The organism is Amycolatopsis sp. MEPSY49 (assembly GCF_051337345.1).
In the GTDB taxonomy this organism is placed as follows: domain Bacteria; phylum Actinomycetota; class Actinomycetes; order Mycobacteriales; family Pseudonocardiaceae; genus Amycolatopsis.
The window spans coordinates 58,681-85,057 of sequence record NZ_JBDLYJ010000014.1 but is presented as its reverse complement, the minus strand read 5'-3'; the positions used below and the strand labels follow the sequence as shown (position 1 = coordinate 85,057).

Below are 26,377 nucleotides of genomic sequence, written 5' to 3'. Positions count from 1 at the left end.
ACGGAACTGGTGGAGCGGAGGAGTGGTCGTGAGCGACAGCGACGCCAGCGGCGGCGAGCAGGAGCAGGACGGCACCGGGCAGAAGCCCGACAGCACGTCCCGTCCCGTCACAGCCGCTGCCCGGCGTGAGCGCCGTGCGACCGCTCGTCCGGCGGGCAAGTCCGCGGCACGTGCGGACGACAAGACCCGGCCGGCCGGCAAGTCGGGGGAGAAGACCGCCCCCGACGCGAAGGGCGCCCCGACCCCGAAGCGGGACCAGAAGGCGAAGAAGGCCTCCGTGTTCGCGCGGCTCATGCGCTTCGTCCGCGAGGTCTGGGCCGAGCTGCGCAAGGTCATCTGGCCGAACCGCAAGCAGATGGTCACCTACACCGCGGTCGTGCTGGCCTTCGTGGTGTTCATGGTGGCCCTGGTGAGCGTGCTCGACCTGGCATTCAAGTGGGGCATCGGCAAGATCTTCGGCTGACGCGCCCCGGCGCGCGCCGATGGGGCTCAGGTCCCGGCCTGACCCCGGCAATGATCAACTGAGAGGACGGAACGTGACCTCCGACAACGGCACATCAGCCGGTCACGACCTGACCGAGCTTTCCGACGAGCAGGTGCACACGGCACTCGGTGACGAGGAGTCCGCGCACCTGGAGCCCGTCGAGGTGTCCGACGAGGTCGACGAATCCGCTTCCGATGACGCAGCCGACGCCGGTTCCGACGAGGCCGAGCCCGCCGCGGACGACGAGGACCCGGTCGCCAAGCTGCGCGCCGAGCTGCTCGCCGCGCCCGGCGAGTGGTACGTCGTGCACTCGTACGCCGGTTACGAGAACAAGGTGAAGACCAACCTCGAGACCCGGACCCAGACCCTGGACGTCGAGGACTACATCTTCCAGATCGAGGTCCCGACCGAAGAGGTCACCGAGATCAAGAACGGCCAGCGCAAGCAGGTGCAGCGCAAGGTGCTGCCCGGCTACATCCTGGTCCGGATGGACCTGAACGACGCCTCGTGGAGCGCGGTGCGCAACACGCCGGGTGTCACCGGGTTCGTCGGCGCCACTTCGCGGCCGTCGCCGCTGACCGTGGACGAGGTGCTGAAGTTCCTCGCCCCCAAGGTCGAGAGCGAAGCCCCGGCGAAGGCCGGCAAGGGCGAGTCCTCCGCCACCGCGGCCCCGCTCGGCGGCCCGGCCGTCGAGGTCGACTTCGAGATCGGCGAGTCGGTCACGGTCATGGACGGCCCGTTCGCGACGCTCCCGGCGACGATCTCCGAGGTCAACGTCGACGGGCAGAAGCTGAAGGTCCTGGTGTCGATCTTCGGCCGGGAGACCCCGGTCGAGCTGTCGTTCAACCAGGTCTCCAAGATCTGACGGCCGCCCGGTCGGCCGCAGTTCCCGCGTCCACGGCAGGTACGCGGGGAACGTAGTACAGGACAGGAAAAGAAATGCCACCCAAGAAGAAGAAGCTTGCGGCGATCATCAAGCTGCAGATCAAGGCGGGTGCGGCCAACCCCGCGCCGCCGGTCGGCCCGGCCCTGGGTCAGCACGGCGTCAACATCATGGAGTTCTGCAAGGCCTACAACGCCGCGACCGAGTCGCAGCGCGGGGACGTCGTCCCGGTCGAGATCTCCGTGTACGAAGACCGGTCGTTCGACTTCAAGCTGAAGACGCCGCCGGCCGCCAAGCTGCTGCTGAAGGCCGCGGGCGTGGAGAAGGGCTCCGGCGAGCCGCACAAGACCAAGGTCGCCAAGGTCACCTGGGACCAGGTCCGCGAGATCGCCAAGACCAAGGAGACCGACCTCAACGCGCACGACATCGACCAGGCCGCGAAGATCATCGCCGGCACTGCTCGTTCGATGGGCATCACGGTCGTCGACGCCTGACGCTTTACCCGTGGGAGAGCCGCGTGCTGGCTCGTCACCACACTGATCCGTTTTCGAAGTTAAGGACAGAAGCATGACCAAGCACAGCAAGGCTTACCGCCAGGCTGCGGAGCTCGTCGACAAGGCGCGCCTGTACGCGCCGCTCGAGGCCGCGAAGCTGGCGAAGGAGACCTCCAAGACCAAGATGGACGCGACCGTCGAGGTCGCGATGCGTCTCGGTGTGGACCCCCGCAAGGCCGACCAGATGGTCCGCGGCACCGTGAACCTGCCGCACGGCACCGGTAAGACCGCCCGCGTCATCGTCTTCGCCGTCGGCGACAAGGCCGCCGAGGCCGAAGCCGCCGGCGCGGACGCGGTCGGCACCGACGAGCTGATCGAGCGCATCCAGGGTGGCTGGCTCGACTTCGACGCCGCGATCGCGACGCCGGACCAGATGGCCAAGGTGGGCCGCATCGCCCGCATCCTCGGCCCGCGTGGCCTGATGCCGAACCCGAAGACCGGCACGGTGACCCCCGCGGTCGAGAAGGCCGTGAAGGACATCAAGGGCGGTAAGATCAACTTCCGCGTCGACAAGCAGGCCAACCTGCACCTGGTGATCGGCAAGGCTTCCTTCGACACGGAGAAGCTGGTCGAGAACTACGCGGCGGCGCTGGACGAGATCCTCCGCGCCAAGCCGTCGTCGGCGAAGGGCCGCTACCTGAAGAAGGTCACCTTCACCACCACGATGGGCCCGGGCATCCCGGTCGACCCGCTGCGGACCCGCAACCTCCTCTCCGAGGACGCGAACGTCTGAGAACCTTATTCTGGTTAGGCTGGCGCTCCGGAACGCAACCGGTGCCGCTGCGGCGAGCTTCGCGCCGGCCGACGGCTGAATAAGGTTCTTGAGTCTGAGATCACCGGAAAGGGCGTCCCCGCTTGCTGCGGGGGCGCCCTTTCTTCGTGTCTCATGGAGGTCATGCCGACTTTCGCGTCGTTCGACGGCCTCCGGTTGAACTACACGGTGTGGGAGGGCGACGGCGCCCACCACCCGGTGCTGCTGCAACACGGCTTCGCGGCCGACACGAACGCGAACTGGATCTCCACTGGTGTGGTCGCGGCGCTGCGCTCGGCGGGGCTGACGGTGATCTCACTGGACGCGCGAGGCCACGGCCGTTCGGAGAAGCCCCACGACGAGGCGGCGTACACGGGCGACAGCATGGCCCGCGACATCTCGGCGCTGCTGGACGAGCTGGCGTTGGACGAGGTGTCCCTGGTCGGCTACTCGATGGGCGCGATCATCGCGCTGTCATCGACGGCTTCGGACAAACGCATCCGCCGGCTGGCCACGGGCGGAGTGGGGTCGGGGATCGTCGACTTCGGTGGCGTCGACCTGCGGGTGGTGAAGCCGGCGGAGATCGCTTCGGCGTTGCTGGCCGAGGACCCGTCGACGGTGCCGCCGTCGGGGGTGCCGTTCCGGTTGCTGGCCGACGCCACTGGTGGGGACCGTCAGGCGTTGGCATCGGTCGCGTTGGCATCGGCGTCGCAGGACGGGAGTCTGAACCTCTCGGCGATCGGGGTGCCGACGCTGGTGCTGGCGGGGGACCAGGACCTGCTGGCGGCGGAGCCGGAGCGGCTGGCCGCGGCGATAGCGGGGGCGCGGTTGGTGCGGATCCCGGGCGACCACATGACGGCGGTGATGGCGCCGGCGTTCTCCGAGGCGCTGGTGGCGTTCTTGACCGCGCCTCAGCCCCGCTGAGTCAGCTGGTCGGCGGTGCCGCGGGGCACGGCGTGGGCTCGTTGGTGTGCGCGACGATCAGCCACTGGCCCTTCGGCACCTTCGCCACGGTGAAGGCGCCGAGCGCGGGGCCGCCCTCGATGCCGAACTGGCACGAGCTGATCGTGAACCGGTCACCCGGGTAGGGCTCCGAGACGCTCGAGGGCATCGACTCGGCGTACTTGTTCTTGTTGGTGACCTTGCGGTTCAGCTCGTGCACCGCGACCTGGCAGTCGGCGTAACCCAGGTCCTGGGCGAACTTCTGCTGGACGGGCTCGTCCATCCGGCCGCACGCCTGCGGGACGAGGTTCTGCGCGACGGCGTCGTAGACCTCCCGGACGGCTTCGTACGGGCTGGTCGAGAGGATGTGGTTGGTCTGGTACTTCCCGCCGCCCTCCTGGGCGAGCTGGGCGGAGGTCTTGCCGGCGTCGTTGGGGAAGAAGTGGTTGTACAGCCACGTTCCCGCCACACCGAGGATGACGATCGCCAGGACCCACGCGATCACCTTCTTGCCCAGCCAGCTCAGCCACTTCGGCGCTCGACGGCGTTCGGTCGGGACCAGCTGATAGCCCGGCGGGATCATCGGGGGCTGGGCGCCACCCTGCTGGGGAGACGGCGGCGCCTGGACCACGCCGGTGTTCGGCGGCGGGGCCGGCTCGTTGCCCTGCTGGGCTTGGGTGAACCGCAGGTAGTCCTGGAACTGCTGGAACTGGCGGAACTGCTCCAGCTGGTCCGGATCCATCGGCGGCTGCGCGCCGCCGCCGGAGGGCTGGGGGAGGGCCGGTGACCCCGCGCCAGGCGTGAGGGCGTTGCCAGGCGCCGACGCGGGCGCGTTCGAGCCCGCCGGTTCGATGTCCGAGCCCGGCTTTCCGTCATCGCGCTGCTCCGCCACGTCACCATGATGCCCTCCCCGGCCCCGCCGCGAACCCCCAGCCGCCCTAAACGCAGGTCAGCGCGGCCCCCGGGAGAAGCCTCGCCGGACCACCCGGTATAGTTCAGAACGGTTCTACCGAAGACCGCTGGTTTTCCCCGCAAGGGGAACGAAGGTCCCGCAACTCGCCGGGCGGCCCGCGCAGGAGGAACGAGGCCCCGGCACGTGTGCCGGAAGAACGCCCCGCGCCTGCTTGCGCGAGGGCGTTTCGTCGTTTCGGGGGTCCCTCGACGCCAGTGGAAACACTAGCCAAGAGAGGAGGCGACCATGGCGAAGCCCGACAAGGTGGCGGCCGTCGCCGAGATCGCGGAGAGCTTCCGCAACAGCTCGGCCACCGTCGTTACCCAGTACACCGGCCTCTCCGTGTCCCAGCTGTCCCAGCTGCGCCGCGCTCTCGGCACCAGTGCCAAGTACCGGGTCGCGAAGAACACCCTCGTCAAGCGCGCCGCCGAAGACGCGGGCGTCACGGGGCTCGAGGACCTGTTCGTCGGCGCCACCGCCATCGCCTTCGTCGAGGGTGAAGCGGTCGACGCCGCCAAGGCGCTTCGCGACTTCGCGAAGGACAACAACGCGCTTGTGATCAAGGGCGGCTACATGGACGGCAAAGCGCTGTCCGTGGACGAGATCAACAAGATCGCCGATCTCGACAGCCGTGAGGTCCTGCTCTCCAAGGCAGCGGGCGCGTTCAAGGCGAAGCTGTCCCAGGCCGCCGCGCTGTTCCAGGCGCCGGCGTCCCAGGTCGCCCGCCTGGCTGCCGCGCTGGAGGAGAAGCAGCGCAACGCCACCGGTACCGAAGCAGCCGAAGCACCCGCCGAGAGCTGAACCACCCCACCCCGAACGTCTAGTTCGTTTTTCTGAGAGGAAGCCATCATGGCGAAGCTGAGCACCGCCGAGCTGATCGACGCCTTCAAGGAGCTCACCCTCCTCGAGCTCTCCGAGTTCGTGAAGGAGTTCGAAGAGGTCTTCGACGTGACCGCCGCCGCGCCGGTCGCCGTCGCCGCTGCCGCCCCGGGTGCCGCCCCGGCCGCCGCCGCCGAGGAGCAGGACGAGTTCGACGTCGTCCTCGAGGGCGCCGGCGACAAGAAGATCCAGGTCATCAAGGTCGTCCGCGAGGTCGTCTCCGGTCTGGGCCTGAAGGAGGCCAAGGAGCTGGTCGAGGCCGCTCCCAAGGCCCTCCTGGAGAAGGTCGACAAGGAGGCCGCCGAGGCCGCCAAGGAGAAGCTCGAGGCCGCGGGCGCCAAGATCTCCATCAAGTGATTCACGGCGCGTAAGCGCCACCGCGAAAGGGCGGGCACCCACGGGTGTCCGCCCTTTTCCGTTTTGACCGGTTGTTGCGCGGAGGGGCCCGCGAACGACTCGATGACCATGACCGACCCCGAGCACGTCGAGCTCCTCGCGCAGCAGCTCACCGACCGCAAGCCCCAGCTCACGCTCTCCCTGGCCGCCGTCGTCGCGCCCGTGCTGTTCCTGCTGGTCGTCGCCGCTTTCACGCTGATCCCCTAGGAGCGCTGTCCGATTGGCCCCGGGTCCCTAAATCGCGGGTCTGGGGATCGGAAGATCTGCGTCATTGCCCCGAATGGGCTACCGTGCCTCCCGTTGCCGATCACGGCGGGGTGACGATGGAACCAGGGCTGGCCAGGAAAGAAAACTGGTGAGTAACCTGTTCGCACTCAGCTCGTTGCACCTGGTTGACGCGGGTTCTTGGGGCGCCAGGCCCGCACCCGCCGCCGGCATGGGTGTGGCAGCGGGCGCAATGACGCGGAACAGCTCCTGGAGGTGCGATGGGTGCCGAGGTGGTCATCGAAGGCCTGACCAAGTCCTTCGGTAAGCAGGCCATCTGGCGGGACGTCACGCTGACCCTGCCTCCGGGCGAGGTTTCGGCGATGCTCGGACCGTCGGGAACCGGCAAGTCGGTGTTCCTCAAGTCGATGATCGGGCTGCTCAAGCCCGACCGCGGCCGGTGCGTGATCAACGGTGTCGACATCGTCACCTGCTCCGAGCACAAGCTCTACGAGATCCGGAAGCTCTTCGGCGTCCTCTTCCAGGACGGCGCGCTGTTCGGCTCGATGAACCTCTACGACAACGTCGCCTTCCCGCTGCGCGAGCACACGAAGAAGTCCGAGACGGAAATCCGCCGGATCGTCCTCGAGAAGCTCGACATGACCGGTCTGAACGGCGCCGACAAGAAGCTCCCGGGCGAGATCTCCGGCGGTATGCGCAAGCGCGCCGGCCTCGCCCGCGCCCTGGTGCTGGACCCGGAGATCATCCTGGTCGACGAGCCGGACTCGGGCCTCGACCCGGTCCGCACCACCTACATCTCCCAGCTGTTCCTCGACGTCAACGCGCAGATCGACGCGACGTTCCTGATCGTTACGCACAACATCAACCTGGCCCGCACGGTCCCGGACAACCTGGGCATGCTCTTCCGCAAGGAACTGGTCATGTTCGGCCCGCGCGAGGTGCTGCTGACCAGCGAAGAGCCGGTCGTCAAGCAGTTCCTCAACGGCAAGATGCAGGGCCCGATCGGCATGTCCGAGGAGAAGGACAGCGCCCAGATGGCGGCCGAGCAGGCGATGTTCGACGCCGGGCACCACGCCGGCGGGGTCGAGGACGTCAGCGGGGTGCCGCCGCAGATGCAGCCGACGCCGGGCGTGCCGACGCGGATGGGCGCGGTCCGCCGCAAGGACCGGGTCATGGAGATCATGCACCGGCTGCCGGACGCCGCGCAGCAGAGCATCATCGCCTCCCTGAGCCCCGAGGAGCAGCGCCACTACGGCGTCAGCCCGCGGCAGGTCGCGCACGCCCAGCAGCAGCAACAGCAGCAGGTCCCGGCGGGCGCCCGGCAGGGTGACGGCGTCCCGAACCAGCACCACGGCCAGCTGCCCGCCGACCAGGTCGCGCGCATCCCCGGCGGCCAGCCGCCGAGACCCGGCACGCACCGGATGCCACCGAGCAACGGGCCAGGTGGCCGGTGAGCTCTCCCGCATCACAGGCGAAGATCCCCGGGATCGGCATGCTCCGCGAGACCGGGAACCTGTTCGCTCTCGGCCTGGACATCATCCGCGGCCTGTTCCAGCGCCCGTTCCAGCTGCGGGAGTTCATCCAGCAGTCGTGGTTCATCGCGAGCGTGACCATCCTGCCGACGGCCCTGGTGGCGATCCCGTTCGGCGCGGTCATCTCGCTGCAGTTCGGTTCGCTCGCCCGCCAGCTGGGCGCGCAGTCCTACACCGGCGCGGGCTCCGTGCTCGCCACCGTGCAGCAGGCCAGCCCGCTGGTCACCGCGCTGCTGGTGGCGGGCGCGGGCGGCTCGGCCGTCTGCGCCGACATCGGCGCCCGGACCATCCGCGAAGAGATCGCCGCGATGGAGGTGCTCGGTGTCTCCGCGGTGCAGCGGCTGATCGTGCCGCGCACGCTCGCGATGATGCTGGTCGCGCTGCTGCTCAACGGCATGGTCAGCGTCATCGGCGTGCTGGGCGGCTACTTCTTCAACGTCGTGCTGCAGGGCGGGACGCCGGGTGCGTACCTGGCGAGCTTCTCGGCCCTCGCGCAGCTGCCCGACCTCTGGGTCGGCGAGCTCAAGGCGCTGATCTTCGGGTTCATCGCCGCCGTCGTCGCGTCCTACCGGGGCCTGAACCCCTCCGGCGGCCCGAAGGGCGTCGGGGACGCGGTGAACCAGTCGGTGGTCATCACGTTCCTCATGCTCTTCGTCGTGAACTTCGTGATCACCCTGATCTACCTGCAGATCGTGCCCGGAAAGCTGGACTAGCGCCATGACGTTCCTCCAGGGCGCGAAACGCGTCGCCAACCGACCCCTCCAGACGCTGGACACCTTGGGTGACCAGATGTCGTTCTACGGCCGGGCGCTGCTGTGGACGCCGCGGACGCTGCGCCGCTACACGAAGGAGGTCCTCCGGCTGCTCGCCGAGGTCAGCTTCGGGTCCGGCTCGCTGGCGGTCATCGGCGGCACGGTCGGCGTGATGGTCGGCCTGACGCTGTTCACCGGTGTCCTCGTCGGCCTCCAGGGCTACTCGGCGCTGAACTCGATCGGAACGTCGGCCTTCACCGGCTTCCTGACGGCGTTCTTCAACACCCGCGAGATCGCGCCGCTGGTCGCCGGGCTCGCCCTGAGCGCCACGGTCGGCGCCGGCTTCACCGCGCAGCTGGGCGCGATGCGGATCTCCGAGGAGATCGACGCGCTGGAAGTCATGGGCGTGCCGAGCCTGCCGTACCTGGTGACGACGCGGATCATCGCCGGGTTCGTCGCGGTCATCCCGCTCTACATCATCGGCCTGCTGAGCTCGTACCTCGCGTCACGATTGGTCGTCATCTACATCTACAACCAGTCAGCCGGTACTTACGACCACTACTTCGACCTGTTCTTACCACCGCAGGACGTGCTGTATTCGTTCATCAAGGTGCTGCTGTTCAGCGTCCTGATCATCCTGTCGCACTGCTACTTCGGCTACCGCGCGACCGGCGGCCCGGCCGGCGTCGGCGTCGCGGTCGGCAAGGCCGTGCGCCTCTCCATCGTCACGGTGTCGATCATGAACTTCTTCATCGGGTTCGCCATCTGGGGAACCGACGTCACGGTAAGGATCGCGGGATGAGGGTGCTCCGACGCAGGCTGCTCGGCCTGCTGCTCATCGCCGTGATGGTCGGCGGGGTGGCGCTGTCCATCGCGCTCTACGACAAGGCGTTCACGCCGGTCGTCACGGTCAAGCTGCAGGCCGACAAGATCGGCAACCAGCTGATCAAGCAGTCCGACGTCAAGGTGCGCGGGCTGATCGTCGGGTCCGTCCAGGACATCGTCGCCACCGACAAGGGCGCCGAGCTCACGCTGGCGCTCCAGCCGGAGTCGGCGAAGCTGATCCCGGAGAACGTCTCGGCGCGCTTCCTGCCGAAGACGCTCTTCGGCGAGCGGTTCGTCTCGCTGGAGATCCCCAAGGACCCGTCGTCGAAGACCCTGTCCAACGGCGACGTCATCCCGCAGGACCGCACGTCGGGCGCGGTCGAGCTGGAGCAGGCGTTCTCCCACCTGATGCCGGTGCTGCAGGCGGTCCAGCCGCAGAAGCTGTCGGCGACGCTGACCGCGATCTCGACGGCGCTGTCCGGCCGCGGCGACCAGCTCGGCGACACGCTGTCGCAGCTGGGCACCTACATCGGCGAGCTGAACCCGCACGAGCCGGAGCTGCAGCACAACCTCAAGGCGCTCGCGGAGTTCTCCGACCACCTCAAGGACGCCGCGCCGGACCTGGTGCAGAGCCTCGACAACCTGAGCACGACGACCCGGACCGTGGTCGACGAGCGGCAGAACCTGTCGAACCTCTACGGCAGCCTGACGACCGCCTCGGTCGACCTGCAGACGTTCCTGCAGAACAACAAGGAGAACATCATCTCCCTCGCCGACACCGCCCGGCCGACGGCCGAGCTGCTGGCGAAGTACGCGCCGGAGTACCCCTGCGTGATCTCCCAGATGGCCGACAACGTGCCGCTGATCGACCAGGCGCTGGGCAAGGGCACCGGCAAGCCCGGCCTGCACGCGACGATCGAGATCATCGTGCCGCGCGCGCCGTACGAAGCGGGCAAGGAGGAGCCGCGGTTCGAGGACAAGCGCGGCCCGCGGTGCTACGACATGAAGGACATCCCGAAGCCGTTCCCGTCGGAGCCGCCGGACGGCGCGTTCAAGGACGGCACGAAACACCAGGCCGCCCCGAAGACCGTCGGTGAGGGCCTCAACCCGGCGAAGTTCAAGGCGGACGCGGCCGGTGGCGGCAGCGGAGGCGGCGACAGCGCTGATCAACTTGCGTACTCGACCGCGGAGCAGGGCTTCCTGGCCGACCTGCTCGGCCCGCAGCTCGGCATGAACTCGGCGGACGTCCCCAGCTGGAGCGCGCTGCTCGTCGGGCCGCTGTACCGGGGCGCGGAGGTGACGGTCAAGTGAGGGGCCTGCTCGCGCCGCTGATCAAGCTCGGCATCTTCGTGGTCGTCACCGTGCTGTTCACGACGATCCTCGGGATCAGCATCGCCAACATCAACACCACCAGCACCAACGCCTACAAGGCGCGCTTCACCGACGCGACGCTGCTGCTGCCCAACGACGACGTCCGCATCGCCGGCGTCCGGGTCGGGCAGGTCAAGGACGTCAAGATCGTCGACAAGCGCCAGGCCGAGGTCGAGTTCGAGGTCGACGCCGGCCGGACGCTGCCCGCCGGCGTGACCGCGCAGATCAAGTTCCGCAACCTGGTCGGCCAGCGCTACGTCTCCCTCGGCGAGGGCGAGAACAGCGGCGGCAAGACGCTGCAGCCCGGCGGCACCATCCCGCTGGACCGCACCACGCCGGCGCTGGACCTGACCGAGCTGTTCAACGGCTTCAAGCCGCTGTTCACCGCGCTCAACCCGGACGACGTCAACAAGCTGTCCTACGAGGTCATCCAGGTCCTGCAGGGCGAGGGCGGGACGGTGGAAAGCCTGCTGTCGCACACGGCGTCGCTGGCCACCACGATCGCCGACAAGGACCAGGTGATCGGCGAGGTCATCGACAACCTCAACTCGGTGCTCGACACGGTCAACGCGCACACGCCGCAGCTCAACGACCTGATCGTCAAGCTGCAGCAGCTGACCTCCGGCCTCGCCGCCGACCGCAAGCCGATCGGTGACGCGATCGAGAGCCTCGGCAACCTGGCCGAAACGACGTCCGGCCTGCTGGGCGAGGTCCGGGAGCCGCTGAAGAACGACATCAGCGCCCTCGGCACCCTCACGGACCAGCTCAACAAGAACGAGCCGGAGCTGGAGCACTTCATCCAGTTCCTGCCGACCAAGGTGAGCACGCTGACCCGCACCGCGGACTACGGCTCCTGGTTCAACTTCTACGCCTGCGAGTTCTCCGGGACGGTCAGCTTGCCACCTTTGATTCCGCCGGTGGAGCTGCCCCTGATCCCGGCCAACCGGTCGAGGTGCTCGGGATGAAGTCCTTCCAGAAGCGCAACCCCGTCCCGATCGCGCTGGTCGGCATCGCCGTCCTCGCGCTCGGCTTCATCGCCGCGCTGAACTCCGACGACCTGCCGGTGATCGGCGGCGGCACCACGTACTCCGCCGAGTTCAGCGAAGCCTCCGGGCTGCAGAAGGACAACGACGTCCGGATCGCCGGGGTCAAGGTCGGCAAGGTCAGCGACATCGAGCTCGACGGCGCGTCGGTCAAGGTGTCGTTCAAGGTCAAGGACGCCTGGCTCGGAGACCGCACCAGCGCCGCGATCAAGATCAAGACGCTGCTCGGCCAGAAGTACCTGTCGCTGGACCCGCAGGGCCAGGGCTCGCTGAACCCGGGCACCGCGATCCCGCGCGACCGCACGATGGCCCCCTACGACGTGCTCGACGCGTTCCGCGGGCTCTCGCAGACGGTCGACAACATCGACACCAAGCAGCTGGCGCAGAGCTTCGACACGATCTCGCAGACCTTCGCGAACACGCCGGAGGACGTGAAGGGCGCGCTGTCCGGGCTCTCGAAGCTCTCGGACACGATCGCCTCGCGCGACGAGCAGCTGTCCAACCTGCTGGCCAACACCCGCGAGGTGTCGCAGACGCTGGTCGACCGCGACGCCGAGGTGCAGAAACTGCTCACCGACGGCAACAAGCTGCTCGACGAGCTGTCGAAGCGCGAAGACGCGATCACGTCGCTGCTCAACGGCTCCCGCGAGCTCGCGACGCAGCTGCAGGGCCTGATCGACGACAACGACAAGCAGCTCGACCCGGTGCTCACGTCGCTGGACCAGCTGACCTCGATGCTGCAGCGCAACCAGGACTCGCTGGCCGAGGGCATCAAGAAGTTCGCGCCGTTCATCCGCGTCTTCACCAACACCATCGGCAACGGGCGCTGGTTCGACAACTACATCTGCGGCCTGCTGCTGCCGTCGTTCGGCCCGATCAACGAAGAGGGGTGCTACACGAAATGAGTGACACCCGCTTCGGCCAGGCTCTCACCCGGGGCTTCACCATCGCGATCGTCCTCGCGCTCGTCGTCGCCGGCGGGATCTGGTGGACCCTCAAGGACGCCGGCCGCAACCACCTGACCGCGTACTTCGCCGGCGCCGTCGGCCTGTACGAGGGCAACAGCGTGCGGATGCTCGGCGTCGACATGGGCACGGTCACCAAGATCACGCCGATGGGCAACCAGGTGAAGGTCGACTTCGAGTACGACCGCTCGGTCGCCGTCCCGGCCGACGCCAAGGCGCTCATCGTGGCGCCGTCGCTGGTGTCCGACCGCTACGTCCAGCTCGCCCCGGCCTACACCGGCGGCCCGCGGATCTCCGACGGCGCGGTCATCGGCCTCGATCGCACCGAGGTGCCCCTCGAGGTCGACCAGCTGGCCGCCAGCCTGGCCCGGGTCAGCGAGACCCTCGGCCCGAACGGCGCCAACAAGGAAGGGTCGCTGTCGAACCTGCTGAACACCGCGGCGGCCAACGTCGACGGCAACGGCCAGGCCCTGCACGACACGATCACCAAGCTCGGCCAGGCGGCCGGGACGCTGGCCGGCAACAAGGACGACCTGTTCTCCACCGTGGAGAACCTCGGCAAGTTCTCGCAGACGCTCGCCGACTCCGACAAGCAGGTCCGCACCTTCGAGAGCCAGCTCGCCGACGTCAGCGGCTACCTGGCGTCCGAAAAGGACAACCTGGCCGCGACCGTGCAGCAGCTGGGCACCACGCTCACCGCGGTGCAGGCGTTCATCGACCAGAACCACGACCGGCTCAAGTCCAATGTGGACAAGCTGGCCGGGGTCACCAAGGTGCTCGTCGACCAGCGCAGCTCGCTCGCCGAGATCCTGGACGTCGCGCCGGTCGGCCTGAGCAACCTGGTCAACACCTACAACGGCGCGTCCGGCACGCTCGACGCCCGGCCGAACCTCAACGAGCTGACCCAGCCGCCGCTGGTGATGATCTGCCGGCTGCTCAAGCAGGTCGGCACCAACAGCATCCCCGACGTGCTCGGCAACGCCTGCGAGAGCATCGCCGGCGTGGTCGACAAGGCGATCCCGCTGCCGTCCGTGGCGCAGACCGTGCAGGCCCTGCAGTCCGGTCAGCTGCCGCCGCTCCCGCTGCCCATCGCGGGGCAGCTCTACGGAGGTGGCCAGTGAAGAAGCTCCTGAAGGTCGGCGCGCTCACAGTGGTGTCTTCGGTGTCCGCGCTGACGCTGTCCGGCTGCGCGTTCAACGGCATCTACGACCTGCCGCTGCCCGGTGGCGCCGACCTCGGCGACCACCCGTACACGGTGAACGTCGAGTTCCGGGACGTGCTCGACCTGACCCCGCAGGCCGGGGTCAAGGTGAACGAGGTGCCGGTCGGCCGGGTCGAGAACGTCGGCCTCACCAAGGACGGCTGGCACGCGCTGGTGACGCTCAAGGTCAACGGCGACGTCAAGCTGCCGGCCAACGCGCTCGCCAACGTCAAGCAGTCGAGCCTGCTCGGCGAGAAGTACGTCGAGCTGGCCTCGCCCGGCGACGACCAGGCCCAGGGCAAGCTCGCCGACAACGCGACCATCCCGCTGGCCCGGACGAACCGCAGCGTCGAGGTCGAAGAGCTGCTCGGCGCGCTGTCGCTGCTGCTCAACGGCGGTGGCGTCGACCAGCTCAACACCATCACCAAGGAGCTCAACAACGCCACCTCCGGCCGCGAGCCGGACATCAAGGCGCTGCTGGACAACGCGAACCAGCTGGTCACGAACCTCGACCAGCAGTCGCGCAACATCACCCGGGCCATCGACGGGCTGAACCGGCTCTCCTCGACCCTGAACGACCAGAAGGACAAGCTGGTCGGCGCGGTCGACAACCTCGGGCCGGGCCTCGGCGTGCTCGAGCAGCAGCGCGGCCAGCTGGTCACGATGCTGCAGGCGCTGGACAACCTCTCCGGCGTCGCCACCGACACGGTGAACCGGTCGCAGAAGGACCTCGTCGCCGACCTGAAGGCGCTGACGCCGACGCTGCAGAAGCTCGGCGAAGCGGGCAACGACCTGCCGAAGGCCCTGCAGATCCTGCTGACGTTCCCCTTCAGCGACCAGGCCGTCAACGACGTCAAGGGCGACTACTTCAACCTGTTCGCGAAGGTGGACCTGAACCTGAAGACCGTCGTCGAGAACCTGGGCAACAGCCGGCAGAACGCCCTCTCCGGGGTGCTCCCCTTGAAGGGCCTGACCGGTGGGACCGAAGGCGCGTCGGGCAACCCGCCGCTGCCGATCCCGGGCGAGAGCGGGTCCGCGCAGTCCGGGCAGGCGCAGCCGGGCCTCGGCAATCTCTTCGGGCTGCTGTCGGGAGGTGCGGGCTGATGCTGATCCGCCGGACGAAGATCCAGCTGATCGCCTTCGCGGTCATTTCGATCGTCGCGATCGTGTACGCGCTGATCCGGTTCGCCGGGCTCGGCAGCGTGTTCGGCAACGACGGCTACACGGTGAAGCTGCAGCTCAACGAGTCGGGCGGCATCTTCACCAACGCCGAAGTCACCTACCGCGGCTACAACATCGGCCGGGTCGGCGAGATGCGGCTGACCCCGACCGGGCTCGAAGCCGACCTGAACATCGACCCGTCGGCGCCGCGGGTGCCGGCCGACCTCGACGCCGTCGTCGCCAACCGCTCGGCGGTCGGCGAGCAGTACGTCGACCTCAAGCCGAAGGCCGACCAGGGCCCGTACCTCGCGGCGGGCTCGGTCATCCCGGCGTCGAAGACGACCACCCCGGTCAGCACCGACCGGCTGATCGGCGACCTGGACTCGCTGGCGGCGTCGGTCCCGGTCGACTCGCTGCGCACGGTCGTCGACGAGTCCTACGACGCCTTCCGCGGCACCGGCGGCGACCTGCAGCAGCTGCTGGACACCGCGCGCAGCTTCACCACGACCGCGCAGGAGTACCTGCCGCAGACGATCCAGCTGCTCGACCAGGGCGGCAAGGTCCTGGACACGCAGAACGACGAGGCGGCGAACTTCGCGTCGTTCAGCAAGAGCCTCAACGAGCTGACCGGCACCCTGAAGAACTCCGACGGCGACCTGCGCAAGCTCATCGGCATCACGCCGCAGGTGGCGACGCAGATCAGCCAGGTGCTGCGGGAGTCCGGCCCCGGCCTGGGCGCGCTGACGGCGAACCTGCTGACCACGGCCAACCTGACCGTGACCCGGCTCGACGGCATCGAGCAGGGCCTGGTCACCTACCCGGCGCTGGCCGGCGCGGCGAGCAGCGTGGCGCCCGGCGACGGCACCGCGCACCTCGGCCTGGTGCTCAACCTGTTCAACCCGCCGTCGTGCACCAAGGGGTACCTGCCGTACTCGCAGTACCGCAGCGGCAATGACCTCTCGGCGAAGCCGGCGAAGGAAGACGCGTACTGTGCCGAGCCGAAGGGCAGCCCGATCAACGTCCGCGGCGCGCAGAACGCGCCGTACGGCGGGGTGCCGGTCGCGCCGTCCGACGCCGACGTTTCGGCCAACGCGAACCGGCCGGCGGAGGAGCTGGCCGACGAGCGCGACACCCGGGGCGTGCCGGGCATCGTCGGCAGCCCCGGCGTCAGCCTGAACAGCCTGGGTTCGCTGCTCGGGCTCGCCTGACGTGGATTTGATGACCGTTACCTACCCTGGAGTGCTATGAGTTCGGACGAGCCGGCCGCCGTGGCGGTGGACGAGGAGCCCGCCGGTGCTCCGGCGGCCCCTGACCGGGACCCGTCGCGGATCCTGGTGCTCGGCGCCGCGGCGCTGGCGCTGGCCGCGCTGATCGCGGCGGCGATCTTCGGCGTCCAGTGGTGGGTGGCCGCGAACGACGACAACGCCGACCTGGCGGCTTCGCGCGAGGCCGTCGTCAAGGCGGGCACCAACGCGCTGAAGGCCTACACCGAGGTCGACTACCAGGACCTCGACGGGTTCTTCGCCCGGCAGAAGGCGGTGTCGGACGACAAGATGTCGCAGCAGATCGACCAGTCGGCGCCGACGTTCCGCAAGGCGCTCGCCGACGCCAAGACGAAGGTCGTCACCGACGTCCAGGACATCGCCGTCGAGGAGCTGGACGACCACGAAGGCAAGGCCAGCTTCCTCGCCGCCATCGCCACGACCGTCACCCAGGGCGACAAGAGCAGCGCGAAGCCGCTGCGCCTCGAGGTGTCGATGACCCGCGTCGGCGACGAGTGGAAGCTGTCCGGCATCGACAGCGTCCCGCTCGTCGCGGCCGGCCAGTAGCGTCACCTTTAAGGAGCTTGTTGTGCCCCCGTCCCGCCGCCAGCCGCCTCGCAGCAGCAGCACCCCGCCGTCGCGCCGGCCGCGCGTGGCCGGCCTGCGCAAACCGCCGGCGGACGAGTCCGCCGCGGAGCGGACCGGTCAGCTCCCCGCCGTCCCGGCCAAGCCGCGGCCGCGCCCGGCACCCCGTCCGGCGCCGCGCCCGGCCGCCAAGCCCGCCTCGGAGGCCTTCGAAGCCGACAGCGGGCAGCTCGACACGGCACCGTCGGCCGAGGACACACAGGTGCTCGCGGCGGTCGGCACCGAGGAGGAGCCGCAGGTCGACGCGCTCACCGGCGAGCCTGAAGAGGCCCCGGCGAAGCCGGCCCCGCGGCGGAAGAAGCGCGACACGGGCATCGCGAAGCCGACGGAGGAGTCCGAGGTCCCGGTCGCGTCGGACGAACCGGCCGAGCCCGCGGCGGCTTCGCGGGTCCAGAAGCCGTACGTGGTCGCGGGCGCACTGGTGCTGGTGGCGCTGGTCCTGGGCGGGCTGGCGTACTGGTTCAAGTCCGAGGAGGTCAAGGTCTCCTCGGCCACGAGCAACACGGCCCTGCTCGACGTCGCGAAGACCGCGCAGGTCAAGGACGCGGTGTCGAAGGCGGCCGAGGCGCTGTTCTCGTACGACTTCAACAACATCAAGAAGACCGAGGACGCGGCGAACGACCTGCTCGCCAACGACGACGTCAAGAGCAAGTACAACTCGCTGATGAGCGAGGTGAAGCGGCTGGCGCCGGAGCAGAAGATGATCGTGACGTGCAAGGTGACGCGCGCGGCGGTGATCATGCTGAACGGCGACCTGGCGAAGGTGATGGTCTTCGTCGACCAGACCTCGACCCGCACGGACACGAAGAAGACGACGGCCGGGACCGCCCAGCTCCACTTGAACGCCCAGCTGCAGGGGGACAAGTGGAAGATCACGGACATGGACACGTACAACGCGCCGAAGGTGCCGGCGGCCAGTCAGGCCCCGGCGTCGTCGTCCGCGCCGCCGGCGTCTCCGTCGCCGACGAAGTAGCTCTCGGCAGCGGCCCGCGACCTCCTCGATCGGTCGCGGGCCGTTTCCGTGCCCGCAGCGGCCCCCTGCGCGGCCCGGGGATGTCTTGAATGACTCATTCAGGGCCTCCGAGGTCAGGGTCCCGGCAAAGTCAGGTCAGCGCGGCCGATCCGGTCGCCCGCACGTCATGAACGGGTCGTTCACCTCGTCAGACGACATGAACGACCCTTTCATGGCATCGCCGCGACGCCGGGCAGACCGCGCGGCGGCTCGGCGCCCAGCCACCGGACGAACGGACCACCGTCGGGTCCGCTCCGGCGGGCTCACGGGCCGACCGGGCGCGTGTGACGTCTGAGGCTCCCGAGGCGCTCCTGTGCGGCCGTCGCAACCCCGGGACACGTGTGACGCCTGGGACGACGCCGACCCCCGGAAAACGCCCCTCGGGCCGATCACGCAAACCACCCGCGACACGCCGCCGGCGGCGGAACCGGTCCCGTCCGAAGTGGCCTGGAACACAGTTCAACAGAACCCCTGAACGCGGGAAAAACCCAGGTCCAACCCCTATTACTGGCGCTACCGGCGGGTAACTGGAAGACTATTCGGCCGATCACGCTCCGCTGACCTTCTCCAACGCTGCGCCAACCGGCGGGACCCCCGTGTGGCATCTTGACTCTCGGGCCCGGTGGGTTCACGCTTACTCCCGAACGGCGAAACCGGCGGCCCTTGCGGGAGGGACAACCGGCTCGCCTGGAGGCATACCTGAAGACGTCGCGAGGCAGGCTGGGCCCCATCGGGAGCGCCCCCTGGACAGACCGCGCCGTTCGGGCTAGACTGCCTCTTTGCGCTGCCCTCTTTCAGGCTGCCCGGAGCCGGTAGTTAGGATAGTGGGCACACGGCACCCTTGACAGTCGCTCATAGCTGTTGCTATGGCGGCCGTCACCGCTCATTGTCCCCGGAAGGACGCATCTTGGCAGTCTCTCCCGCGAACCAGGCCACTGCTGCGACCACCTCGGCTGAATCTCGCTCGGAGTCCACGGGAATCCCCGGCGCGCCCAAGCGGGTTTCCTTCGCAAAGATTCGCGAACCCCTCAGCACCCCCAACCTGCTCGACGTCCAGATCCAGTCGTTCCAGTGGTTCACCGGGGACGAAGCGTGGTTCGAACGCCGTGTCGAAGAAGGTGAAGAAAACCCGGTCGGCGGCCTCGAAGAGGTCCTGAACGAGATCTCCCCGATCGAGGACTTCTCCGGTTCGATGTCCCTGTCCTTCTCCGCTCCGCGCTTCGACGAGGTCAAGGCCTCGATCGAGGAGTGCAAGGACAAGGACATGACCTACGCCGCCCCGCTGTTCGTGACGGCTGAGTTCGTCAACAACAACACGGGCGAGATCAAGAGCCAGACGGTCTTCCTCGGCGACTTCCCGGTCATGACCGACAAGGGCACGTTCATCATCAACGGCACCGAGCGTGTCGTCGTGTCCCAGCTGGTCCGCTCGCCGGGCGTCTACTACTCGAAGGACGTCGACAAGACGACCGACAAGGACGTCTTCAGCGTCCGCGTGATCCCGAGCCGCGGCGCGTGGCTCGAGTTCGACGTCGACAAGCGCGACACCGTCGGCGTCCGCATCGACCGCAAGCGCCGCCAGCCGGTCACCGTGCTGCTGAAGGCGCTCGGCTGGACCACCGAGGCGATCCGCGAGCGCTTCTCCTTCTCGGAGACGCTGCTGGCCACCCTCGAGAAGGACCACACCGCCGGCACCGACGAGGCGCTGCTCGACATCTACCGCAAGCTGCGCCCGGGCGAGCCGCCCACGAAGGAGAGCGCGCAGACCCTGCTGGAGAACCTGTTCTTCAAGGCGAAGCGCTACGACCTGGCCAAGGTCGGCCGGTACAAGGTCAACAAGAAGCTGGGCCTCGAGACGCCGTACGACACCGGGACGCTGACCGAAGAGGACATCGTCACGACCATCGAGTACCTGGTCCGGCTGCACGCCGGCGAGGACAAGATGGACGCGCAGAACGGCACCGAGATCCCGGTCGAGACCGACGACATCGACCACTTCGGCAACCGGCGCCTGCGCACGGTCGGCGAGCTGATCCAGAACCAGATCCGGGTCGGCCTCTCCCGCACCGAGCGCGTCGTGCGCGAGCGCATGACGACGCAGGACGTCGAAGCGATCACGCCGCAGACCCTGATCAACATCCGCCCGATCGGCGCGGCGATCAAGGAGTTCTTCGGCACCTCGCAGCTGTCGCAGTTCATGGACCAGAACAACCCGCTGTCGGGCCTGACGCACAAGCGTCGTCTGTCGGCCCTCGGCCCGGGTGGTCTGTCCCGTGAGCGCGCCGGCATGGAGGTCCGGGACGTCCACCCGTCGCACTACGGCCGGATGTGCCCGATCGAGACGCCGGAAGGCCCGAACATCGGCCTGATCGGCTCGCTCTGCTCCTACGCGCGGGTCAACCCGTTCGGCTTCATCGAGACGCCGTACCGCAAGGTCGTCGAGGGCCGGGTCACCGACCAGGTCGACTACCTGACCGCGGACGAAGAGGACCGGTACGTCAAGGCCCAGGCCAACGCGCCGATCTCCGACGACGGCACCTTCATCGAAGACCGCGTCATGGCCCGCCGCAAGGGTGGCGAGGTCGAGCTGATCGACCCGCTCGACATCGACTACATGGACGTCTCGCCGCGGCAGATGGTCTCGGTCGCGACGGCAATGATCCCGTTCCTCGAGCACGACGACGCGAACCGCGCCCTGATGGGTGCGAACATGCAGCGCCAGGCCGTGCCGCTGCTGCGCAACCAGGCCCCGTACGTGGGCACGGGTGTGGAGCTGCGCGCCGCGGTCGACGCCGGTGACGTGCTCGTCGCCGAGCAGGCCGGCATCGTCGAGGAGCTCTCGGCGGACCTGATCACGATCATGCACGACGACGGCACGCGGAAGAGCTACGGACTGTACAAGTTCCGCCGCTCGAACCACGGCACCTGCTTCAACCACCGCCCGATCGTCAACGAGGGCGACCGGGTCGAGCAGGGTCAGGTCATCGCCGACGGCCCGTCCACCGAGAACGGTGAGATGGCGCTCGGCAAGAACCTGCTCGTCGCGGTCATGCCGTGGGAGGGCCACAACTACGAGGACGCGATCATCCTCTCCGAGCGCCTGGTGCAGGACGACGTCTTGACGTCGATCCACATCGAGGAGCACGAGATCGACGCCCGCGACACCAAGCTGGGCGCCGAGGAGATCACCCGGGACATCCCGAACGTCTCCGAGGAGGTCCTGGCCGACCTCGACGAGCGCGGCATCATCCGGATCGGTGCCGAGGTCCGCGACGGCGACATCCTGGTCGGCAAGGTCACGCCGAAGGGTGAGACCGAGCTGACGCCGGAAGAGCGCCTGCTCCGCGCGATCTTCGGTGAGAAGGCCCGCGAAGTCCGCGACACCTCGCTGAAGGTGCCGCACGGCGAGACCGGCAAGGTCATCGGCATCCGGGTGTTCTCCCGCGAGGACGACGACGAGCTGCCCCCGGGCGTCAACGAGCTGGTCCGCGTCTACGTGGCCCAGAAGCGCAAGATCCAGCCGGGCGACAAGCTCGCCGGCCGGCACGGGAACAAGGGTGTCATCGGCAAGATCCTGCCGGTCGAGGACATGCCGTTCATGGAGGACGGCACGCCCGTCGACATCATCCTGAACACCCACGGTGTGCCGCGCCGGATGAACATCGGCCAGATCCTCGAGCTGCACCTGGGCTGGCTGGCGTCGCAGGGCTGGACGATCGAAGGCAACCCGGACTGGGCGAAGAACCTGTCCGAGGAGCTCTACGACGTCGCGCCGGGCACGAACACCGCGACCCCGGTGTTCGACGGCGCGAAGGAAGAGGAGCTCACCGGGCTGCTCGGGGCGACCAAGCCGAACCGCGACGGCGAGCGCATGGTCAAGGAGAACGGCAAGGCCACGCTGTTCGACGGCCGCTCCGGCGAGCCGTACCCGTACCCGGTGTCGGTCGGCTACATGTACATCCTGAAGCTGCACCACCTGGTCGACGACAAGATCCACGCCCGCTCCACCGGTCCGTACTCGATGATCACGCAGCAGCCGCTGGGTGGTAAGGCGCAGTTCGGTGGCCAGCGCTTCGGTGAGATGGAGTGCTGGGCGATGCAGGCGTACGGCGCCGCCTACACGCTGCAGGAGCTGCTGACGATCAAGTCGGACGACGTGGTCGGCCGCGTCAAGGTGTACGAGGCCATCGTCAAGGGGGAGAACATCCCCGAGCCGGGCATCCCGGAGTCGTTCAAGGTGCTCCTCAAGGAGCTCCAGTCGCTGTGCCTCAACGTCGAGGTGCTCTCCAGCGACGGCGCGGCGATCGAGATGCGCGACTCCGACGACGAGGACCTCGAGCGCGCCGCGGCCAACCTCGGCATCAACCTGTCCCGCAACGAGTCGCCCTCGGTGGACGACGTCGTGCACTGATCGCGAGCTGAGGTGGGACCTGCCTCCCGAGTCGGACACAGGTCCCACCTCGCCCGCCACCCCTCTCTAGCCGAAACAACCCCAAGGGGATCTAGACGTGCTGGACGTCAACTTCTTCGATGAGCTCCGCATTGGTCTCGCCACGGCCGACGACATCCGTCAGTGGTCGTACGGCGAGGTCAAGAAGCCGGAGACCATCAACTACCGGACGCTCAAGCCCGAGAAGGACGGCCTCTTCTGCGAGAAGATCTTCGGCCCGACCCGGGACTGGGAGTGCTACTGCGGCAAGTACAAGCGCGTCCGTTTCAAGGGCATCATCTGTGAGCGCTGCGGCGTCGAGGTGACCCGCGCCAAGGTGCGCCGCGAGCGGATGGGCCACATCGAGCTGGCCGCGCCCGTCACCCACATCTGGTACTTCAAGGGTGTTCCGTCCCGCCTGGGCTACCTGCTGGACCTGGCGCCGAAGGACCTCGAGAAGATCATCTACTTCGCTGCTTACGTCATCACCGGCGTGAACACGGAGCTGCGCCACAACGACCTGCCGACCCTCGAGAACGAGATCGGCGTCGAGCGCAAGAACCTCGAGACCAAGCGTGACGCCGACATCGAGGCCCGCGCGCAGAAGCTGGAAGCCGACCTGGCCGAGCTGGAGGCGGAGGGCGCCAAGTCCGACGTCCGCCGCAAGGTCAAGGAGGGCGGCGAGCGGGAGATGCGCCAGCTCCGCGACCGTGCCGGCCGCGAGCTGGACCGTCTCGAGGAGGTCTGGACGACCTTCACGAAGCTCGACACCCGCCAGCTGATCGCCGACGAGCTGCTCTACCGCGAGCTCGTCGACCGCTACGGCGAGTACTTCACCGGCGGCATGGGCGCGGAGGCCATCCAGAAGCTGGCCACCGAGTTCGACGTCGCCGCGGAGGCCGAGAGCCTGCGCGACACCATCCGCAACGGCAAGGGGCAGAAGAAGCTCCGCGCGCTGAAGCGGCTCAAGGTCGTCGCGGCCTTCCAGGCCACCGGCAACGACCCGCGCGGCATGGTGCTCGACGCCGTCCCGGTCATCCCGCCGGACCTGCGCCCGATGGTGCAGCTGGACGGTGGCCGCTTCGCGACCTCCGACCTGAACGACCTGTACCGCCGGGTGATCAACCGGAACAACCGCCTCAAGCGGCTGATCGACCTCGGCGCGCCCGAGATCATCGTCAACAACGAGAAGCGGATGCTGCAGGAGGCCGTCGACGCGCTGTTCGACAACGGCCGCCGCGGGCGTCCGGTCACCGGCCCGGGCAACCGGCCGCTGAAGTCGCTGTCCGACCTCCTCAAGGGCAAGCAGGGCCGGTTCCGCCAGAACCTGCTCGGCAAGCGCGTCGACTACTCGGGCCGTTCGGTCATCATCGTCGGCCCGCAGCTGAAGCTGCACCAGTGCGGCCTGCCGAAGGACATGGCGCTCGAGCTGTTCAAGCCGTTCGTCATGAAGCGGCTGGTCGACCTGAACCACGCGCAGAACATCAAGTCCGCCAAGCGGATGGTGGAGCGCTCGCGGCCGCAGGTGTGGGACGTGCTGGAAGAGGTCATCACCGGCCACCCGGTGATGCTGAACCGCGCGCCGACGCTGCACCGCCTCGGCATCCAGGCCTTCGAGCCGCAGCTGGTCGAGGGCAAGGCCATCCAGCTGCACCCGCTGGTCTGCGAGGCGTTCAACGCGGACTTCGACGGTGACCAGATGGCGGTGCACCTGCCGCTGTCGGCCGAGGCGCAGGCCGAGGCCCGGATCCTGATGCTGTCGGCGAACAACATCCTGTCGCCGGCGTCGGGCCGTCCGCTCGCCATGCCGCGGCTGGACATGGTGACGGGCCTGTTCCACCTGACCCGCCTCACCGAGGACGCCGAGGGCGCGGGCAACGCGTACTCGTCGCCGGCCGAGGCCATCATGGCCTTCGACCGCAAGGCGCTGAGCCTGCACGCCCCGGTCAAGATCCGCATCACCGACCGTCAGCCGGCGAAGGCCGACGAAGCGGCGCTGGCGGAGAAGGGCTGGGAGCCGGGCAAGGCGTGGCTGGCCGAGACGACCCTGGGCCGCGTGCTGTTCAACGAGCTGCTGCCGGCGGACTACCCGTTCATCAACGAGCCGATGCCGAAGAAGCGGCAGGCCGCGATCGTGAACGACCTCGCCGAGCGGTACTCGATGACCCAGGTCGCGCAGACCCTGGACCGCCTGAAGGACGCCGGGTTCTACTGGGCGACCCGCTCGGGCGTCACCGTCGCCATCTCGGACGTGCTCACCCCGGTGGGCAAGGCCGCGATCCTCGACGAGTACGAGGGCAAGGCCTCCCAGGTGGAGAAGCGCTACCAGCGTGGTCAGCTGTCGCACACCGAGCGCAACAACGAGCTCGTCAAGGTGTGGACGCAGGCCACCGAAGAGGTCCACAAGATCATGGAGACGGCGCTGCCGGACGACAACCCGATCGCCATGATCGTGAAGTCGGGCGCCGCCGGTAACATGACGCAGGTCCGGTCGCTGGCCGGTATGCGTGGCCTGGTGTCGAACCCGAAGGGTGAGTACATCCCGCGTCCGATCAAGGCCAACTTCCGTGAGGGCCTGTCGGTGGCGGAGTACTTCATCGCGACGCACGGTGCCCGGAAGGGCCTGGCGGACACGGCGCTGCGGACCGCCGACTCGGGTTACCTGACCCGGCGTCTGGTGGACGTTTCGCAGGACGTCATCGTCCGCGAGATCGACTGCGGCACCACCCGCGGCATCATGATGCCGATCGGCGAGGACATCGGCGACGGCAAGGTCCTGCGCGACCAGCACGTCGAGACCTCCGTCTACGCGCGGAACCTCGCGACGGACGCGGTGGACGCCAAGGGCAACGTCGTGCTGAACGCGGGCGACGACATCGGCGACCCGGCCATCGACAAGCTGCTCTCCAGCGGCATCTCGAAGGTCAAGGTCCGCTCGGTGCTGACCTGCGAGTCGGCCGTCGGCATCTGCGCGACCTGCTACGGCCGCTCGATGGCGACCGGTCAGCTCGTCGACGTCGGCGAGGCCGTGGGTATCGTCGCGGCCCAGTCGATCGGTGAGCCGGGTACGCAGCTGACGATGCGTACGTTCCACCAGGGTGGTGTCGCCGGTGACGACATCACGACCGGTCTGCCCCGTGTCCAGGAGCTCTTCGAAGCCCGGGTCCCGAAGGGCAAGGCGCCGATCGCCGACGTCGATGGCCGCGTGCGCATCGAGGAGAGCGAGCGGTTCTGGAAGATCACGCTGATCCCGGACGACGGCGGCGAAGAGATCGTCTTCGACAAGCTGTCCAAGCGTCAGCGGCTCGCGAACACCCCGAACGGCCCGCTGGGCGACGGCGACCACGTCCACGTCGGCCAGCAGCTGCTCGAGGGCACGCCGGACCCGCACGAGGTCCTGCGGGTCATGGGGCCGCGCGAGGCGCAGATGCACCTGACGGACGAGGTCCAGAAGGTGTACCGGGCGCAGGGTGTGTCGATCCACGACAAGCACATCGAGGTCATCGTCCGGCAGATGCTGCGCCGGGTGACGATCATCGACTCCGGTGCCACGGACTTCCTCCCGGGCGAGCTGCCCGAGCGGACCAAGTTCGAGGCGACGAACCGGGCCGCGGTCGCCGAGGGCGGCGAGCCGGCTTCGGGCCGTCCGGTGCTGATGGGCATCACGAAGGCGTCGCTCACCACGGACTCGTGGCTGTCGGCGGCGTCGTTCCAGGAGACCACGCGAGTCCTGACCGACGCGGCGATCAACGGCCGCTCGGACAAGCTCGTGGGCCTCAAGGAGAACGTGATCATCGGTAAGCTGATCCCGGCCGGTACGGGCATCAACAAGTACCGCAACATCCAGGTGCAGCCGACGGAAGAGGCCCGGGTCGCGGCGTACGCGATCCCGTCCTACGACGACGGCTACTACACCCCGGACGTGTTCGGTACGGGCACCGGTGCGGCGGTTCCGCTGGACGACTACGACTTCGGCCGCGACTTCCGCTGAAGCTGAGTCGACGAAAGGCCCTCGCCGGGTTTCCGGCGGGGGCCTTTCCCGTGTGGCCGGAACCGGCCAATCGGCCGGGGGACCCGGCTGCCGTTGACCACTTCATTTGTCATGCGTTCCGT

General features: G+C 68.3%; 22 protein-coding genes. 21 read left to right on the top strand and 1 reads right to left on the bottom strand.

What is annotated here, in order from left to right; genetic code table 11:
• The first annotated feature begins 22 nt into the window (after positions 1-22).
• The 5 genes from secE to ABFJ78_RS41350 all read left to right on the top strand — a co-directional run bounded on the left by secE (position 23) and on the right by ABFJ78_RS41350 (position 3,596).
• Positions 23-463 carry a preprotein translocase subunit SecE gene (gene secE / locus ABFJ78_RS41370; RefSeq protein WP_436392910.1) on the top strand — a complete coding sequence of 147 codons (441 nt, stop codon included), beginning with the start codon at positions 23-25 and terminating at the stop codon, positions 461-463.
• A 73-nt stretch (positions 464-536) separates the two neighbouring features.
• Complete coding sequence (gene nusG / locus ABFJ78_RS41365; protein WP_436392909.1) at positions 537-1,349, top strand: transcription termination/antitermination protein NusG; 813 nt, start codon at positions 537-539, stop codon at positions 1,347-1,349.
• Between the two features lie 74 nt (positions 1,350-1,423).
• Positions 1,424-1,861: a 50S ribosomal protein L11 gene (rplK, locus tag ABFJ78_RS41360; protein ID WP_043781763.1), complete on the top strand. Its 438-nt coding sequence runs from the start codon at positions 1,424-1,426 to the stop codon at positions 1,859-1,861.
• A gap of 73 nt (positions 1,862-1,934) precedes the next feature.
• Positions 1,935-2,654: a 50S ribosomal protein L1 gene (rplA, locus tag ABFJ78_RS41355; RefSeq protein WP_372671273.1), complete on the top strand. Its 720-nt coding sequence runs from the start codon at positions 1,935-1,937 to the stop codon at positions 2,652-2,654.
• A gap of 162 nt (positions 2,655-2,816) precedes the next feature.
• Positions 2,817-3,596 carry an alpha/beta fold hydrolase gene (locus ABFJ78_RS41350; protein WP_436392908.1) on the top strand — a complete coding sequence of 260 codons (780 nt, stop codon included), beginning with the start codon at positions 2,817-2,819 and terminating at the stop codon, positions 3,594-3,596.
• 1 nt (position 3,597) lies between these two features.
• Here ABFJ78_RS41350 and ABFJ78_RS41345 read toward each other — a convergent pair whose 3' ends face one another.
• Positions 3,598-4,506 carry a hypothetical protein gene (locus tag ABFJ78_RS41345; protein WP_436392907.1) on the bottom strand — a complete coding sequence of 303 codons (909 nt, stop codon included), beginning with the start codon at positions 4,504-4,506 and terminating at the stop codon, positions 3,598-3,600.
• 306 nt (positions 4,507-4,812) lie between these two features.
• On the opposite strand from ABFJ78_RS41345, the gene rplJ reads away from it, so the two are divergent.
• The 16 genes from rplJ (at position 4,813) to ABFJ78_RS41265 (ending at position 26,255) form a co-directional block, all read left to right on the top strand.
• Entirely contained in the window at positions 4,813-5,367 is a 555-nt protein-coding gene (gene rplJ, locus ABFJ78_RS41340; RefSeq protein ID WP_372671270.1) for a 50S ribosomal protein L10, read from the top strand.
• Between the two features lie 48 nt (positions 5,368-5,415).
• On the top strand, positions 5,416-5,802 hold the full coding sequence (gene rplL, locus ABFJ78_RS41335) for a 50S ribosomal protein L7/L12 (RefSeq protein ID WP_436392906.1): 387 nt from the start codon (positions 5,416-5,418) through the stop codon (positions 5,800-5,802).
• A 108-nt stretch (positions 5,803-5,910) separates the two neighbouring features.
• Positions 5,911-6,048 (top strand): hypothetical protein, encoded by a 138-nt coding sequence (locus ABFJ78_RS41330; RefSeq protein WP_436392905.1) that lies wholly within the window; start codon positions 5,911-5,913, stop codon positions 6,046-6,048.
• Between the two features lie 278 nt (positions 6,049-6,326).
• Entirely contained in the window at positions 6,327-7,520 is a 1,194-nt protein-coding gene (locus tag ABFJ78_RS41325) for an ABC transporter ATP-binding protein (protein WP_436392904.1), read from the top strand.
• 38 nt (positions 7,521-7,558) lie between these two features.
• Positions 7,559-8,311, top strand: a complete 753-nt coding sequence (locus tag ABFJ78_RS41320) for an MlaE family ABC transporter permease (protein WP_086675527.1) — start codon at positions 7,559-7,561, stop codon at positions 8,309-8,311.
• A 4-nt stretch (positions 8,312-8,315) separates the two neighbouring features.
• The gene (locus ABFJ78_RS41315) at positions 8,316-9,152 is read left to right on the top strand and encodes an MlaE family ABC transporter permease (RefSeq protein WP_003060266.1); all 837 of its coding nucleotides are present in this window, start codon (positions 8,316-8,318) and stop codon (positions 9,150-9,152) included.
• Positions 9,149-10,486, top strand: a complete 1,338-nt coding sequence (locus tag ABFJ78_RS41310) for an MCE family protein (RefSeq protein ID WP_436392903.1) — start codon at positions 9,149-9,151, stop codon at positions 10,484-10,486. Before ABFJ78_RS41315 ends, ABFJ78_RS41310 begins: the two co-directional genes overlap by 4 nt.
• Positions 10,483-11,511, top strand: coding sequence for an MCE family protein (locus ABFJ78_RS41305; RefSeq protein ID WP_436392902.1), 1,029 nt, complete (start codon positions 10,483-10,485; stop codon positions 11,509-11,511). Before ABFJ78_RS41310 ends, ABFJ78_RS41305 begins: the two co-directional genes overlap by 4 nt.
• Entirely contained in the window at positions 11,508-12,494 is a 987-nt protein-coding gene (locus ABFJ78_RS41300; protein WP_436392901.1) for an MCE family protein, read from the top strand. Before ABFJ78_RS41305 ends, ABFJ78_RS41300 begins: the two co-directional genes overlap by 4 nt.
• Positions 12,491-13,675, top strand: coding sequence for an MCE family protein (locus ABFJ78_RS41295; RefSeq protein ID WP_436392900.1), 1,185 nt, complete (start codon positions 12,491-12,493; stop codon positions 13,673-13,675). Before ABFJ78_RS41300 ends, ABFJ78_RS41295 begins: the two co-directional genes overlap by 4 nt.
• Positions 13,672-14,859, top strand: a complete 1,188-nt coding sequence (locus ABFJ78_RS41290) for an MCE family protein (RefSeq protein ID WP_436392899.1) — start codon at positions 13,672-13,674, stop codon at positions 14,857-14,859. The genes ABFJ78_RS41295 and ABFJ78_RS41290 overlap by 4 nt, the downstream gene beginning before the upstream one ends.
• Positions 14,859-16,124, top strand: coding sequence for an MCE family protein (locus ABFJ78_RS41285; RefSeq protein WP_436392898.1), 1,266 nt, complete (start codon positions 14,859-14,861; stop codon positions 16,122-16,124). The genes ABFJ78_RS41290 and ABFJ78_RS41285 overlap by 1 nt, the downstream gene beginning before the upstream one ends.
• A 36-nt stretch (positions 16,125-16,160) precedes the next feature.
• Complete coding sequence (locus ABFJ78_RS41280; RefSeq protein ID WP_436392897.1) at positions 16,161-16,745, top strand: hypothetical protein; 585 nt, start codon at positions 16,161-16,163, stop codon at positions 16,743-16,745.
• 85 nt (positions 16,746-16,830) lie between these two features.
• Positions 16,831-17,796 carry a hypothetical protein gene (locus ABFJ78_RS41275; RefSeq protein WP_436393036.1) on the top strand — a complete coding sequence of 322 codons (966 nt, stop codon included), beginning with the start codon at positions 16,831-16,833 and terminating at the stop codon, positions 17,794-17,796.
• 946 nt (positions 17,797-18,742) lie between these two features.
• A complete protein-coding gene (rpoB, locus tag ABFJ78_RS41270) occupies positions 18,743-22,246 on the top strand; it encodes a DNA-directed RNA polymerase subunit beta (RefSeq protein ID WP_436392896.1) in 3,504 nt (1,167 codons plus the stop codon).
• Between the two features lie 97 nt (positions 22,247-22,343).
• Positions 22,344-26,255 (top strand): DNA-directed RNA polymerase subunit beta', encoded by a 3,912-nt coding sequence (locus ABFJ78_RS41265; RefSeq protein ID WP_436392895.1) that lies wholly within the window; start codon positions 22,344-22,346, stop codon positions 26,253-26,255.
• Positions 26,256-26,377 lie beyond the last annotated feature (122 nt).